The organism is Amycolatopsis sp. NPDC051045, assembly GCF_040682955.1.
GTDB lineage: Bacteria > Actinomycetota > Actinomycetes > Mycobacteriales > Pseudonocardiaceae > Amycolatopsis.
This window is the reverse complement of the sequence record NZ_JBFBCC010000001.1, coordinates 673,750-686,961: the sequence shown is the minus strand read 5'-3', so window position 1 is coordinate 686,961 and position 13,212 is coordinate 673,750. Positions and strand designations below refer to the sequence as shown.

Sequence of the window (13,212 nt, the reverse complement as noted above, 5' to 3'; positions counted from 1 at the left end):
TCAGTGCACCTCGACGATTTCCAGGCGGGGAATGGGGAACACGAGTTTTCCGCCCCAGGCACCCACGAACGACAGCTGTTCGGTCAGTTCCTCCCGGAGGTTCCACGGGAGGACGAGCACGTAGTCGGGCCGGTCCGCTTCGATCCGCTCCGGCGGCAGCACCGGGATGCGCGTGCCCGGGGTGAACCGGCCGTGCTTGTACGGATTGCGGTCGACCGTGTACTGCAGCAGGTCCGTCCGGATGCCGCAGTGGTTCAGCAGGGTGTTGCCCTTGCCCGGGGCGCCGTACCCGACGACGGTCTTCCCGTCGTTCCGCGCCTCGATGAGGAACTTCAGCAGGTCCAGCCGCACGCGGGTGACGCGCTCGGCGAACTCGGTGTACCCGGACAGCTCGTGCAGCCCGGCCGCCTTCTCCCGCTCCAGCACGTCGGTCATCCGCTCGCTGGGCTCGCCCGCCACCTCGGCGGGACGCGCCCACAGCCGGATCGACCCGCCGTGCGTCGGCAGCAGTTCGACGTCGACCACGGTCAGCCCGCCGGTCGCGAGCGCCCGGCGCGCGGATTCGACCGTGTAGTACTGGAAGTGCTCGTGGTAGATCGTGTCGTACTGGTTCTGCTCGATCAGCGTGAGCAGGTGCTGGACCTCGATGGAGACCCAGCCGTCGTCGGCCACCAGCGCGCGGAGGCCCTGGGTGAAGCCGAGGACGTCGGGGATGTGCGCGTAGACGTTGTTCGCGGCCACGAGGTCGGCCGGCCCGTGCTCTTCGCGCACCTTCAGGCCGGTTTCCTCGGAGAGGAAGGCCGTCAGGGTGGGCACGCCGGCGTCGCGCGCCGCCTGCCCGACGTTCACCGAAGGTTCCACGCCCAGACACCGGATCCCGTGCCCGACGACGTGCTTGAGCAGGTACCCGTCGTTGCTCGCGACCTCGACGACGAACGACTTCTCGCCGAGCCCGAGCCGGTCGACCGCGCCGTCGACGAAGCGCTTCGCGTGCTCGACCCACGACGTCGAGAAGGACGAGAAGTACGCGTACTCGGTGAACGTGTCGCCGGGATCGATCAGCGGCGGGATCTGGGCCAGCCAGCAGTCGGTGCACACCTTCAGGTGGAGCGGGAAGGTGGCTTCCGGCTCGTCGAGCTGATCGGCCGTCAGAAATCGCTCACACGGGGGAGTCGCACCGAGGTCCACGACGCCGGCCGTGTTTGTCGAACCGCAGAGTCGACATGTGGTCATCTACCAGGCTCCTTGGCTCGCGGTCGCGATGTGCGTTAGACACGTCGAGCAGGGGCGGAAGGTCGTTACACCGGGACCCGGCAGGGGGTGGACCGATTCGGAACCGCAACCTGGTTCACCGAAGTGTGGCGAAGGTCACGGAGCGCACCCGATCGGACCCGTAACGTCCACAGTGGACGTGGCCATGGCCCGGCTCGTCGCAAGGGCGGCTGAACGCACCGGAGCCCTCCCCGCCGCTCGGCGGAAAGGGCTCCGGCAAGTTTCTGCTCAGGAAGGCTCAGGCGAGCTTCTCCGCGGCCGGGATGACGTGGCTCGCGAACTTCTCCAGCACGGCCGGCCGGTGGACGTGCGGCACCATGCCGAGGGCGACCTGGATGCCGAGCCCGTTCAGCCGCTCCAGCTCGGCCAGCAGCTCGTCGGCCTTCTCGCCGTTCTCGCCGACGTCGAGGATGTGGTAGACGGTCTTGACGATCGAGCCGTAGTCGCGGCCCTCGTTCTCGCAGTGCTGCCGCAGCACGTCCAGCTTGCGCTCCAGCTCCGGCCCGTTGAAGAGGTTGCACGCGTCGGCGTACTTCGCGACGAGTTTCAGCGTCTTCTTCTCGCCGCCGCCCCCGATCATGATCAGCGGACGCGGCTTCTGGAGCGCCTGCGGCACGTTCAGCAGGCGTTCGGCGTCGAAGTGCTTGCTCTTGAACGGCGCGTCGCCGTCGGCCCACATCTGCAGCACGTACTGGAGGTTCTCCTCCAGCAGCTCGAACCGCTCGGCCACGGACGGGAACGGGAAGCCCAGCCCGCGGGATTCCTCCTCGTTCCAGCCCGCGCCGATGCCGAGGACGGCGCGGCCGCCGGACAGCACGTCCAGCGTCGTGATCGCCTTGGCGAGCAGGCCGGGGTGCCGGTAGAGGACGCCGGTGACGACGGTGAGCAGCTTGGCGCGCTCGGTGTGCGCAGCGATGAAGCCGAGGGTGGTGTACGCCTCGAGCATGTCGTTTTCGGTCGGGCCGACGGCGCCGATCTGGAAGAAGTGATCCATCACGGCGATGGAGTCGAAGCCCGCCTGATCGCCCGCGCGGACGACGGCGGCCAGGTCGGCGCCCAGCGCGGACGCGCCGTTCGGCCAGGTGAAGTCGGGGATCTGCAGTCCGAGTTTCATGGTTTCCGACCGTATACCTGGAGTTGCCCCAACTGCCCGGTCAGAAATCGCGGATCCGGAAGACCCGGCCGTGCAGGGAGTCGGTGACCCACACCGTGCGCGTGCGCTGGTCGACGGCGACGTTGCCGGGGTTGACGCCCAGTGACAGCTCGCCGCTCAGCGTGCCCGCCGTGCCGTCGACCCGGCCGAGCCCGTTCTGGCCGCCGTTGGTGTACACCGTGTTCGTGCCCTGGTGCACGGCCAGTGCGGAGGATTCGCTGCGCAGCAACACGGTCTTGCGTTCGGTGCGGGTCGCCGCATCCACAATGGACATGTGGTGGATGCCGGAGTTCGCGACGTAGACCGTGCCGCTCGCGTGGTGCACCGCGACACCCGTCGGGTTGCGCCCGACCCTCACCGAAGCGACGAACTGCCCGGTGTCGATCGAGAACACCTCGACCGAATCCGTGGCGGTGCTCGCGCAGTAGACCAGCTTGCGGACGGGGTCGACGGCGAGCCCGGCGAGGCCCGGCTTCGGGCCCGGCACGAGCGCCGCCAGGGTGCAGCTCACGCCGTCGAGCACGGCGAGCGTCCCGGTGGCTCCGCTGGCGGCGTAGACGCGGTCGGCCTCCTCGTCGACCGCCAGCGCCGACGCGCCGGCGCCCGCGCCGATCACGCTCACCAGGTCGTGGGTCCGGCCGTCCAGCACCACGACGGTGCCCGCCGGCGGGTTCGCGACGTAGATCCGGCCGGCTTTCGGATCGACCGCGACGTCGCCGGGTTCGCCGCCGACGTGGATCACCTCGTCGGCCGACGCGCTCCGCGGATCCACGACGGTCACCGTCCCGGCCTGGGGATCGGTGACGTACGCGAGCCCGGTGACCGGGTTCACCGCGACCCCGGCCGGGGCCCCGCCGACGTCGATCGACCGGACGTTCGCCGCGCGCGCCGTTCCGGGCAGGGCGAGCGCCCCGGCACCCGCGGTGACCAGGGCGAACAGTGTTCGCCGAGGTAGCGGCCCACCTCCCATCGGCGCCTCCGGTCGTGATCGGCTCGGCTCCGAGCGTAACCCGCGTCGGCCGCACCCGAAGGAACTTCGCGTCCCCCGATCGCGTTGTTTCCACTGGGTAAACCACTTCCAGAGCGGACGGAGGCGAGCGCGCGTGCACGGGCACCAGAACGGACTCAGGACGGCATTGCTGCTCGGCCTGCTGTCGGCGATCATCGTCGCGTTCAGCGGGCTCTTCGGCCGCGGAGCCCTGGTCATCGGGCTGGTCGTCGCCCTCGGGATGAACGCGTTCGCCTACTTCAGCTCGGACAAGCTGGCGCTGCGCGCGATGCGGGCGCGGCCGGTGTCCGAGGTCGAGCAGCCGGTGATGTACCGGATCGTGCGCGAGCTCGCGCACGTGGCCCGCCAGCCGATGCCGCAGCTGTACCTCAGCCCGACGGTCGCGCCGAACGCGTTCGCGACCGGCCGCAGCCCGCGGCACGCGGCGGTGTGCTGCACCACCGGCATCCTCGACCTGCTCGACGAGCGCGAGCTGCGGGCCGTGCTCGGCCACGAGCTGTCGCACGTCTACAACCGCGACATCCTGATCTCGTGCGTCGCGGGCGCGCTGGCCAGCGTGATCAGCGTGCTCGCGAACATCGGGCTGTTCTTCGGCAGCAACAACCGCGACGGAAACCCCCTGCTCAGCCTGCTGCTGATCTTCCTCGGGCCGATCGCGGCGGCCGTCATCCGGATGGGCGTGAGCCGGTCGCGGGAGTACCAGGCCGACGCGTCCGGCGCCGAGCTGACCGGCGACCCGCTGGGCCTGGCCTCGGCGCTGCGGAAGCTGGAAGCCGGGACGCGGGCGCGGCCGCTGGTCGCGGAGCCGCAGCTGGTGTCGCAGTCGCACCTGATGATCGCGAACCCGTTCCGCCCCGGCGAGGGGCTGAGCAAGCTGTTCTCGACCCACCCGCCGATCTCCGACCGCATCCGGCGGCTCGAAGAGATGGCGCGCCGCCCGTTCTGATCCCGGCCGGCTGTCCCCGACGACTCGCCCGCGCCGCAGACCCAGCCCTAGGCTGAAGCTCCCGCCGCTACGGCGACTGCCTTCACGTAGTCGCCGTAGCCGGACTTCGCCAGCTTCTTGCCCAGCGCGTAGCACTCGTCGGCGTCGATGAAACCCATGCGCAGCGCGATTTCCTCGAGGCAGGCGATGCGCACGCCGGTGCGGTGCTCCAGCACCTGCACGAACTGGCCGGCCTCGAGCAGCGAGTCGTGCGTGCCGGTGTCGAGCCAGGCGAACCCGCGGCTGAGCTCGACCAGCGTGGCGCGGTTCTGGCGCAGGTAGGTCAGGTTGACGTCGGTGATCTCGAGTTCACCGCGCGCCGACGGCGTCAGCGCGCGGGCGATCTCGACGACCTGGTTGTCGTAGAAGTACAGCCCGGTGATCGCCTTGTTGGAGCGCGGCGTCGCCGGCTTCTCCTCGATGGTGACCAGCTTGCCGTCGTCGTCGACTTCGCCGACGCCGTAGCGCTCGGGGTCCTTGACCGGATAACCGAACAGGACGCAGCCGTCGAGCTCGCGCACGGCCTGCTGCAGGCGCCCGGAGAAGCCCTGGCCGTAGAAGATGTTGTCGCCGAGGACGAGCGCCACGTCGTCGTCGCCGATGAAGTCGGCGCCGATCACGAAGGCTTCGGCCAGCCCGTTCGGGCTCGGCTGCTCGGCGTAGGAGAACGAGACGCCGAACTGGTCGCCGTTGCCCAGCAGCCTGCGGAACATCGGCAGGTCGGTGGGGGTGGAGATGACGAGGATCTCGCGGATCCCGGCCAGCATCAGCACCGACACCGGGTAGTAGATCATCGGCTTGTCGTAGACCGGGAGCAGCTGCTTCGACACCGCCTGGGTGATCGGGTGCAGGCGGGTCCCGCTGCCTCCGGCGAGCACGATGCCCTTCATGGACTGCCTCCCTACTCCGCGGTCACCCCGACCGGGCCCACCCTACGGGCTCGCTTCGCCCGCGGGGGGAGAACGGTGGGAAGGCCGGTCCCTTGCCGAAGTAGGCCTTGCAGCCGAAGTTGTCCTCGGTGGCGATCTCCAGGACGTTCCGCCCGTCGTCGACCGGCAGCAGCGTCGAGGAGTAGTTGGGGCAGAAGTTGTTGTGGATGCCGGTGACGTGCACCGGAGCGGGCAGCTCGTACCAGTGGCCGCTGCCGAAGTCGTCGTTGGCGAGCAGCACCTGGCCGTTGTCCGGTTGCGGTTCGCCCAGCGCGTTGGTGTAGATCTGCCCGACCATGACGATCCGCACGCCGTGAGGGCCGCCGGGGAACAGCGTGATCGTCTGGGCGTGCTGGAAGTAGTTGCCGGTGGCGGTGGTGACCCGGGTGCCGGGGTCGGCGGGGTCGCCCCAGTTGGCGCCGTCGGCCGAAATCTTGAAGTACGGGTCGCAGTAGCGGTCGCCGAAGTTGCAGATCTCGTAGGCGAAGTAGTAGCGGCCGTCGGGCAGCCGCCGGATGGTCGGCATGCCCGGCCGGACCCGGTCCGGCGGGATCGCCACGGTGAGCTGCTTGGTGCCCCAGGTCACCCCGTCGGTCGAGGCGACCCGGTTGAGCACCTGCGCGTACTTCGGCGCCTGCGTCTCGTCGGCGAAGTGGAGCCAGAGCGTGCCGCCGGCGTCGACGGTGAACTCGGGCTCCCAGACGCCGTCGATGTTGTGCGACCGCGCGGCCTCGGCCAGGAAGCTCCACGAGCGGCCGCCGTCCCTGCTGGCCCAGATCCGGATCCCGACGCGCCGCTGTGGCCCGGCGTCCTGCCGGTACGACGCGGCCCACAGCAGCGTGCCCGCCCGCAGCCTGCCGACGCGCTGCGGCAGCTCGTAGACGGTGCCGCAGCACATGCCGTACCGGCCGTCGGGGTCGTGGATCGCGCCGATCTGGTGGAACGATTCGCCTTCGTCGGTGCTCTCCAGGACCGGCGTGAACTTGCCGCCGGCGTCTTCGCTGGTGAGCGTGGCGATGATGTGCCCGCGGCCGAGGACGGAGTGCTCGAGACGGATCAGGCGCGCGTACGCCCCGAAGCCGGGGACGAGCTGCTTGCGCTCGGCCGCGCTCGCGGCCGTCAGCAGCGAGGCGACGGCCGTGAGCGCCAGCACGAAGACGAGCAAGCGGCGCATCCCGACCCCCCTCCACGCGGTGACCGCGCGATTACAACACGGCTGATCGGCAGCCACGGGCGCATTCGCGCGTTCGGGTGACGGACCACTCGCGTAACGCTCCGGCGACGCGGTCCGAAAGATCACCTGGGGGGCCGCGGTGGCCCCGAGGGGGAACGATGAAAGTCCGGCTGGGCTGCGTACTGCTCCTGGTGCTGGCCTCCGCGTGCGCGCCGTCGACCGGGTACGGCACGATCGTCGCGGAGTCCTCCGCCGTGGCCATTCCCACGCCCACCTCGACGGCGCCGCCGGCCCCGCGGGACGTGCCGACGGAGACCCACACGGGCAAGGGCAGCGGCGAGTTCACGACGACCTGGCCGGCGGACCAGGTGGGCTTCTTCACGTTCGAGTGCCCGAAGTGCACGGCCAACGTGATCATCGACACCGACGGCGGCGAGCACGGCCTGGTCAACGCGATCGGCGCGTACCGGGGCACGACGTGGATGAACACGGACCCGGACCGCCCGACGAAGAGGGTGACGGTCCACGCGAACGCGGCCTGGACGGCAACGATCGCGGACCACCGGAGCATCGCGACGGCAGAGAGCGGCAAGCCGGCCTCGGGCAAGGGCGACGCGGTGCTGAAGCTCCCGGCGGGGGTGACGCGCATCCAGTTCACGGCGAAGACCCGCGGCAACGTGGCGCTGTGGGTGATGTCCCCGGAGTACCGCGACCTGATCCTCAACCAGATCGGCGACCTGCAGGTGGAGCGGGACGTCCGCGGCCCGGCGTACCTGCAGGTGGAAGGCTACGAGACGAGCTGGACCCTGACGCCGTCCTGAGCGGACACCCGGGGTGCGGGTGCCCGCGGCGGCGTCACCGGTAGTTGGTGAACTGCGTCCTGCCTGGGGTGATGTCGTGGTGCGGGGCTCTGAGCTGCGGGTTTGTGTCCGTTGGTGGTCGTCGTTGGCCGTCGCTGGTTGGTGCCATCTGTACTGGATTTTGTTCCCGTGCCCGTTGTGCAGGGCTGGAATGCTTATCGTTCGAACGTCTGAATTTCGGTCCGATAGTGGCCGATGCCCTGTTCAGGGTTGATCAGCAGCGTGAAGTCGGGCAGAGCGGTCGAAGCGGGCTGTCCGTTGGCCTCCTTCTGTCCCGGCTCGGCGTCCCATTCGATCAACCTGTCCCGGCTCGGCGTCCCATTCGATCAACGCGATCGTTACGCTCCAGCGGCCCGATGGTAGAGGGATGTGCAGGCCAGCGTCAGCCCCTGCCCCGACATGCTCAATGCCGCTGATCACGGCGTCGCCAGGCGTGATGAACAGGTACGGCTCGAGGACACGAGCAGATACTGGCGCTCTCGCGGGGTGAGATCAGCGATGGTCGAAACCGAACCGACTCGCGCGAGAACTTGGAACGCGCCGTCGCTGCCGATGTTTACCGGAACAAAGGCGCCCGCGAGAATATGCCGGGTGATGTCGTCGTCTTCCAGAAGTGCCGACTCCCAGGTGTCGTAGTCAACGATGTCGCCAAACGACGCCGGGGACCACAGCCCGAACATCCCGGCGTCGGTGGCCATCACACCAGTGGCTTCCATTGGTCGTGCTCCCTTGCTTGCTATGTCCGGACGGTCTGGTCTGTGTCGCCATGGCTTCATTGTCGGTTATGGCAGTGGGCAGGGGCGCGAATTTGCGCGAATGGTTGCCAGCTGAATGAAGAATAGTGATAGCCCTTTGGGGGGTCGATGAGATGCCGTCTGGCCATCCACGGACGCAACGTGCGAGGCCGGCCATCTCGGAGACCTGCCCGTCCGGCGAGGACATCTTCTCCCGGATCCGCGGCTTACCTCGCCTATCGGCCCACGCGCCCCGGCCGACTCGCGGGGGACCGGCCGCCAGGCCGCACGCCCCGCGAGGGCTTGGCCGGGGCAAAGAGCTGGGGCCGAGCGGCCCCGGAGGGGCCGCCTTGATCCTGTAGAGAAAGTTCTCACCAAGCCTCCGGCTCACGGCCAGCGGCTCAACCGAGAAGAGTCCGAAGCGCTGCGGCGTCGCTGGCGAGTTGCGCAGGATCGATCTGGGACTCGTCGCCACTCTGAGGCAGCAGCGGGAACGGCCTCCGCGGGGCAGGGTCCTCGACGAAGCGCGGGAGTAGGTGCGTGTGGAGATGCGGGACGGTGTTCCCCAGTGTCTCGTAGTTCATCTTGAGCGGCCGGTAGAACGTGGCCAGCGCCTTCGCCACGGTCAGAGTCGCCTTCCAGCAGGACTGCGCCTCCGGCTCGGTCAGCTCGAACGGCTCGACGACGTGACGCCCGCGCCAGATGACGAGCGTGTACCAGGCCCTCGGAGACCACGAAGGCAATCGCCTTGCCGGCGGTCGCCTTCGTTGTGCCGTACTGGGCGATGAGCTGCCGCTCGGACGGGAGTACGGCACCCGGGGCGAGTTCGCCCTGCATGATCGCCGCGCGCAGGTCGGCCGCGATCCGTCTGCTTCGGTCTGCGTGACCTGAGGCACTACTTCGCCACGCTCCTGATCTTCGGCGGAGCGAACGTCAAGACCGTCCAACTCGCGATGGGCCACACCACGCCCACGGTGACGCTCAACACCTACGTCGGCTACTGGCCGGACGCCGTCGACCAGACGCGGACCCTCGTGGACTCCGCGCTCGGTTGTACCGACGTTGTACCCACGGGCACCTGAAACCAGATACCCGCAGGTCAACGAGGGTGAATCACCGGTAGTTGGTGAACTGCAGCGCGATCTCGAAGTCCTTGCCCTTGAGCAGGGCGATGACCTCCTGCAGCTGGTCCTTCTTCTTGCCCGAGACCCGCAGCTGGTCGCCCTGGATCTGGGCCTGGACGCCCTTGGGGCCTTCGTCGCGGATGAACTTGGCGATCTGCTTCGCCTTGTCCGACGCGATGCCCTGGAGGATCTTGCCCGAGACCTTGTAGATCTTGCCCGAAAGAGCCGGCTCGCCGGCTTCGAAGGCCTTCAGGGAGATGCTGCGCTTGATCAGCTTCTCCTTGAACACCTCGACCGCGGCCAGCGCACGCTCCTCGGTCTCGGACTCGATCGTGAGCGCCTCCTCGCCGGCCCAGTTGATCGTCGTGCCGGTGCCGCGGAAGTCGAACCGCGTGCCCAGCTCCTTGCTCGCCTGGTTGAGCGCGTTGTCCACCTCCTGGCGGTCGACCTTGCTCACGACGTCGAAAGAGGGATCCGCCACGTGTCCTCACACCTCGTACTCGCTTGTCAGGGACCTCCCAGCCTAGCCCCCACCGGGGGAGGGGTATCCCGGTTGACCCCTGCCGAGGACCCTTGGGTAAGCTTCTCCCCGGCCGGTACGACCGGCTTGGGCGGGTTACCCGAGTGGCCAAAGGGGACTGGCTGTAAACCAGTTGGCTTACGCCTACGGGGGTTCGAATCCCTCACCCGCCACCCAGCAGATACGGCCCCATGACCAGCAAGAACACGGTCATGGGGCCGTACTGCGTTGTGCGGCTGTGTGCGGCCATATGCGGGCCTCGGCGGCTGTTCGCCCCACATGCGCCCCACGCTTTCCGGAGGGGCTACTGCCCGATGAGGGCTCGCTCGACCCGGTCGCGCGCGGCCTGCTCCCCGCCGTCCAGGCACTTCGCGTACACCCGCAGAAGGACGGAGAGGCTGTGTCCTGCCCACTTCGCTACTCGCGTCGGCTCCACTCCGCCGCTGAGCCACGTGGACACAGCCGCGTGCCGCAGGTCATACGGCCGCTTCGCGAGCGGGCCAGCGGCGACCTCGGCCGTGAAGACGATGCCTCGCGCGGCCGCCCACGTCCGGCCGTAGACCGTGCTGCGAACGCGGCCACCGTTGCGGGCACCCCGGAACAGCCGTCCGTCCGGCGCGGTACCGAACTGGCTCAAGTGCGCTTGTAACAACGCGGTCAGTTCCGGTGGGCACGGCACATTCCGCCCTTCTTTCTCGGCTCGATGCTTCAATGGTCCTTCCTCGGAGGCCTCTCCGCTGTTCGTCCACTCCGCTTCGACTTCGGGTCGTGCGCGTTCCAGGCGCAGGTCACCCCATCCCGACTCGGGGATGGACAGGTTTTCCTTCTTCAGGTTCAGAGCCTCTTCCGGGCGGAGTGCGGCGTAGTACATGAGCCCGAAGAACGCCACCAATGGCGGGCCGGGTTTACCACTTTCGGCCACTGCGCTGAGCAGCTTCCGAGCTTGAATCGGGTTGATTACCGATGTCGGGTCGACCTCGTGCAGTGTGAATTTGCGCTTCTTCACCTTGACCTCGTCGAGTGGGTTGCTGTCGAGAAGTTTCTTCTCGTCCACGGCGTACTCGATGGCGTTTCCCAGTGTGGTTCGGCGGTGTCGGATCGTGTTTGTCGACGCTCGGGTTCCGTCTAATTTCATGTCGAGCGCATGGAGAAGGCTTCGGAGAACTTCCGGGCTTGTCAGGTCGCCTACAGTTTTGCTCGACTTCTTCGCGAAGTTGATGGCGTGTTGTAATTCGGACGTGAGGCCGCCTTCGCGCGTGTTCTTGTTGAGTGCGACCTTCAGTGCCTTTCTAAAGGTGGCTGACTCGCCGTCGTACTCTTCGCGCATCATCGCTGTGGTGATTGCGACCAGTGACTCAACGAGGGACTTCCGGTACTTCGGCGACGAATCCGGCCACTTCATGTCCATGTACTCGCAGGCGAATTCGAACCACGTTTTGGTCTCCGCCTGCGTGCGACGTAGGGAAGCGGGATACCCGGTCTCGGTGTCGAACTCCTCACCCTTGCGAGCGGCGGTCATCAACTTGGATCGGAAGCTGTCCGCGAGCGCGAATTCGGTGAACATCTCACCGAACTTTTCCCCGGCGACGATCCAGCGAACGCGGTGCGTCGTCTTCCGTACGCGCTTGATGGTCTCAATGGACCAGATTCGGACGTCGTGACTCGTCGTCATCAGGCGGCCTCCTCGCGGGCGTCCAACCACTTATCAAGGTCAATGCGTCGGATGCGAATCTCGCCATTCGGCAACTTGATGCATCGGGGTGCACGCTTCTTGGCGCGCCACTCGTAGAAGGTGCGGCGGGAGACGTTCAGCTCTTCGCAGACTTCGAGGATCGTGAGCTGCAGGCGGTGCGTGGCCATCGGTGGTGAGCCCTTCGGGTCGCTGTGCGGGTGGCAGCGATGGGCATGGCGGTCTCCTCGGGGGTGCGTAGCGCTCGGAAGCGCTACGGGGATGGCTGGACTGGTCCGCTACGTCCGCTACAGCCGCTACATGCCTGGTCAGGGGCGTAGCGGATACGGCGGGTGTAGCGGCTCTATCCGCTACGGGCATCGGGCGACGTGGCGGCTGTAGCGGATGCGTCCGCTACGCCCCTCGTATCCGCTACGCCTGTGACCTGCGATGTAGCGGCTGTAGCGGACGTAGCGCGTGCAGACAGGTAGCGGCTCCACGCGTCGGCGAGTCCGCCCGGCCCGGACACGGCGTAGCCCTTCGGGATGGCGCCGCCGGGCTGGCGGATGTTCTTCGACGTGACGCCGTAGGGCTTGAGTTCTTTGGCCAGCCGGCGGGAGTCGAGCGGCTTGCCGTTCAAGTCAGCCCACGGGGCTTCGTCCAGCGCGCACAGTGCGTCGATGATCTCCGCGCTCCGCAGCTCGTCGACCCCCCGGGCGGCGAACAGGTCCCGCAGGTCCGAGAGCAGCCGGATGCGCAGCCCACCGCCGTTGCGGTCGGCCGCGGCGACGGCGACGAAGTGGGTGCAGGCCGCCCGCGCCGTGTCCGGCCAGTCTCCGCCGGCGGCGTCGGCGATGGCGATCAGCGGCCGCCAGATCTCCGCCGCCCGGTCCCGGACACCCTCGGGCATGGTCGGGCGGCCCTTGGCCACCTTGTCGGTGACGGTGGCTACCCACGCGGCGAGTTGTTCGCGCAGCGGGGCGGCTTCGGCTTCTACTTCCTCTTCCCAGAATTCGGCGACTTCTTCGTCTTCGCGGCGTCGTTGCATGTGGACGGTGATGGCGCGGGTGGTGATGGTGTCGGGCATGTTCCCGGCGATGCCGGCGAGCGCGGCCGGGGCGTAGACCGGGAACCGTTGGACCTTCATGGCCTTGGCGTCGCCGACGCAGCGGGCGATGGTGGCGGAGCGCTTGTAGCCGGCGTTGAGCAGTCCGCGCAGGTCTTCGGTGTTGCCGCCGTTCTTCGGGTTGAAGATCGTGTCCACTTCGTCGAACAGGATGGTGATCGGTCCCTCGTTGACCATCCGGAACAGCGCGGCTGTGGTGGCGGAGATGGTCATCTCCGGTGCCCGGACCAGGAACTGAGCGACTTCCAGCACGCGTGTCTTCCCGCTGCCTGGTTCCACGCTGGACAGGATCAGCCGCGGGGTGACGTAGAAGTGGTCCGCGGCGTGGGTGTGGGCGTACCAGAGCGCGAGCATGGGCGCGCAGTGCTTCGACGGGAACGCGTTGAACCGCGCGACGAACGCGGTCACCCGGTCCAGCACTTCGTGTCCGGGCAGGACGGTGGTGTGCTCGGCACGCCAAATCGCCTGGCAGTTCTCGGTGCAGAAGTCATCCGACGGCGAGTCGGCGAGCGAGCGTCCGCACTGGCAGCAGGCGCCGTCGTGTGCCGGTTCGCCGATGGCGGAGTCGATCGCCGACACGGTGCTGTCCACGGTGGTCATCGGTGGATCTCCCTACGTGTGGTCGGTCAGGCCGCGTCCGCGGGTGCGGTGGTGGCG

General features: G+C 68.1%; 14 protein-coding genes, 1 tRNA gene and 1 pseudogene. 4 read left to right on the top strand and 12 right to left on the bottom strand.

Annotated features, from left to right (window positions below; translation table 11 throughout):
* The 3 genes from AB0M80_RS03225 to AB0M80_RS03215 all read right to left on the bottom strand — a co-directional run bounded on the left by AB0M80_RS03225 (position 1) and on the right by AB0M80_RS03215 (position 3,395).
* Positions 1–1,233: a class I SAM-dependent methyltransferase gene (locus AB0M80_RS03225; RefSeq protein ID WP_364558043.1), complete on the bottom strand. Its 1,233-nt coding sequence runs from the start codon at positions 1,231–1,233 to the stop codon at positions 1–3.
* A 277-nt stretch (positions 1,234–1,510) separates the two neighbouring features.
* The gene (locus tag AB0M80_RS03220; protein WP_364558040.1) at positions 1,511–2,386 is read right to left on the bottom strand and encodes an LLM class F420-dependent oxidoreductase; all 876 of its coding nucleotides are present in this window, start codon (positions 2,384–2,386) and stop codon (positions 1,511–1,513) included.
* Between the two features lie 40 nt (positions 2,387–2,426).
* A complete protein-coding gene (locus AB0M80_RS03215) occupies positions 2,427–3,395 on the bottom strand; it encodes a YncE family protein (protein ID WP_364558037.1) in 969 nt (322 codons plus the stop codon).
* Positions 3,396–3,528: 133 nt separating this feature from the next.
* Here AB0M80_RS03215 and htpX point away from each other — a divergent pair, with 133 nt between their 5' ends.
* Positions 3,529–4,380 carry a zinc metalloprotease HtpX gene (htpX, locus tag AB0M80_RS03210; RefSeq protein WP_364558034.1) on the top strand — a complete coding sequence of 284 codons (852 nt, stop codon included), beginning with the start codon at positions 3,529–3,531 and terminating at the stop codon, positions 4,378–4,380.
* 47 nt (positions 4,381–4,427) lie between these two features.
* On the opposite strand, the gene rfbA is transcribed toward htpX, so the two are convergent.
* Positions 4,428–5,309: a glucose-1-phosphate thymidylyltransferase RfbA gene (gene rfbA, locus AB0M80_RS03205; protein WP_364558031.1), complete on the bottom strand. Its 882-nt coding sequence runs from the start codon at positions 5,307–5,309 to the stop codon at positions 4,428–4,430.
* Between the two features lie 22 nt (positions 5,310–5,331).
* A complete protein-coding gene (locus tag AB0M80_RS03200) occupies positions 5,332–6,522 on the bottom strand; it encodes a sialidase family protein (RefSeq protein WP_364558028.1) in 1,191 nt (396 codons plus the stop codon).
* Between the two features lie 158 nt (positions 6,523–6,680).
* On the opposite strand from AB0M80_RS03200, the gene AB0M80_RS03195 reads away from it, so the two are divergent.
* A complete protein-coding gene (locus AB0M80_RS03195; protein WP_364558025.1) occupies positions 6,681–7,343 on the top strand; it encodes a hypothetical protein in 663 nt (220 codons plus the stop codon).
* A gap of 455 nt (positions 7,344–7,798) precedes the next feature.
* On the opposite strand, the gene AB0M80_RS03190 is transcribed toward AB0M80_RS03195, so the two are convergent.
* The 3 genes and pseudogenes from AB0M80_RS03190 to AB0M80_RS03180 form a co-directional block, all read right to left on the bottom strand.
* Positions 7,799–8,098 (bottom strand): hypothetical protein, encoded by a 300-nt coding sequence (locus AB0M80_RS03190; RefSeq protein WP_364558022.1) that lies wholly within the window; start codon positions 8,096–8,098, stop codon positions 7,799–7,801.
* A gap of 419 nt (positions 8,099–8,517) precedes the next feature.
* On the bottom strand, positions 8,518–8,859 hold the full coding sequence (locus tag AB0M80_RS03185) for an HIT domain-containing protein (RefSeq protein ID WP_364558019.1): 342 nt from the start codon (positions 8,857–8,859) through the stop codon (positions 8,518–8,520).
* A 19-nt stretch (positions 8,860–8,878) separates the two neighbouring features.
* A pseudogene (locus tag AB0M80_RS03180) lies at positions 8,879–8,953 on the bottom strand (hypothetical protein); the annotation flags it as partial.
* 116 nt (positions 8,954–9,069) lie between these two features.
* Between AB0M80_RS03180 and AB0M80_RS03175 the strand changes: the two are divergent.
* Positions 9,070–9,198, top strand: a complete 129-nt coding sequence (locus AB0M80_RS03175) for a hypothetical protein (protein WP_364558017.1) — start codon at positions 9,070–9,072, stop codon at positions 9,196–9,198.
* 31 nt (positions 9,199–9,229) lie between these two features.
* On the opposite strand, the gene AB0M80_RS03170 is transcribed toward AB0M80_RS03175, so the two are convergent.
* Positions 9,230–9,721, bottom strand: a complete 492-nt coding sequence (locus AB0M80_RS03170; protein ID WP_364558015.1) for a YajQ family cyclic di-GMP-binding protein — start codon at positions 9,719–9,721, stop codon at positions 9,230–9,232.
* 129 nt (positions 9,722–9,850) lie between these two features.
* On the opposite strand from AB0M80_RS03170, the gene AB0M80_RS03165 reads away from it, so the two are divergent.
* Positions 9,851–9,933: transfer RNA gene (locus AB0M80_RS03165), tRNA-Tyr, on the top strand.
* A gap of 131 nt (positions 9,934–10,064) precedes the next feature.
* Here AB0M80_RS03165 and AB0M80_RS03160 read toward each other — a convergent pair.
* From AB0M80_RS03160 to AB0M80_RS03150, 3 genes are all read right to left on the bottom strand, one after another.
* The gene (locus AB0M80_RS03160) at positions 10,065–11,432 is read right to left on the bottom strand and encodes an integrase (protein WP_364558012.1); all 1,368 of its coding nucleotides are present in this window, start codon (positions 11,430–11,432) and stop codon (positions 10,065–10,067) included.
* Positions 11,432–11,620, bottom strand: coding sequence for a helix-turn-helix domain-containing protein (locus tag AB0M80_RS03155; RefSeq protein ID WP_364558009.1), 189 nt, complete (start codon positions 11,618–11,620; stop codon positions 11,432–11,434). The genes AB0M80_RS03160 and AB0M80_RS03155 overlap by 1 nt, the downstream gene beginning before the upstream one ends.
* A gap of 173 nt (positions 11,621–11,793) precedes the next feature.
* Complete coding sequence (locus AB0M80_RS03150; RefSeq protein WP_364558006.1) at positions 11,794–13,155, bottom strand: DUF3631 domain-containing protein; 1,362 nt, start codon at positions 13,153–13,155, stop codon at positions 11,794–11,796.
* Positions 13,156–13,212 lie beyond the last annotated feature (57 nt).

Excerpts from the sequence above, each read along its gene's own strand:
- AB0M80_RS03225 (WP_364558043.1), bottom strand. The coding sequence starts at position 1,233 with ATGACCACATGTCGACTCTGCGGTTCGACAAACACGGCCGGCGTCGTG.
- AB0M80_RS03220 (WP_364558040.1), bottom strand. The coding sequence starts at position 2,386 with ATGAAACTCGGACTGCAGATCCCCGACTTCACCTGGCCGAACGGCGCG.
- AB0M80_RS03215 (WP_364558037.1), bottom strand. The coding sequence starts at position 3,395 with ATGGGAGGTGGGCCGCTACCTCGGCGAACACTGTTCGCCCTGGTCACC.
- rfbA (WP_364558031.1), bottom strand. The coding sequence starts at position 5,309 with ATGAAGGGCATCGTGCTCGCCGGAGGCAGCGGGACCCGCCTGCACCCG.
- AB0M80_RS03200 (WP_364558028.1), bottom strand. The coding sequence starts at position 6,522 with ATGCGCCGCTTGCTCGTCTTCGTGCTGGCGCTCACGGCCGTCGCCTCG.
- AB0M80_RS03195 (WP_364558025.1), top strand. The coding sequence starts at position 6,681 with ATGAAAGTCCGGCTGGGCTGCGTACTGCTCCTGGTGCTGGCCTCCGCG.
- AB0M80_RS03190 (WP_364558022.1), bottom strand. The coding sequence starts at position 8,098 with ATGGAAGCCACTGGTGTGATGGCCACCGACGCCGGGATGTTCGGGCTG.
- AB0M80_RS03175 (WP_364558017.1), top strand. The coding sequence starts at position 9,070 with ATGGGCCACACCACGCCCACGGTGACGCTCAACACCTACGTCGGCTAC.
- AB0M80_RS03160 (WP_364558012.1), bottom strand. The coding sequence starts at position 11,432 with ATGACGACGAGTCACGACGTCCGAATCTGGTCCATTGAGACCATCAAG.
- AB0M80_RS03155 (WP_364558009.1), bottom strand. The coding sequence starts at position 11,620 with ATGGCCACGCACCGCCTGCAGCTCACGATCCTCGAAGTCTGCGAAGAG.
- AB0M80_RS03150 (WP_364558006.1), bottom strand. The coding sequence starts at position 13,155 with ATGACCACCGTGGACAGCACCGTGTCGGCGATCGACTCCGCCATCGGC.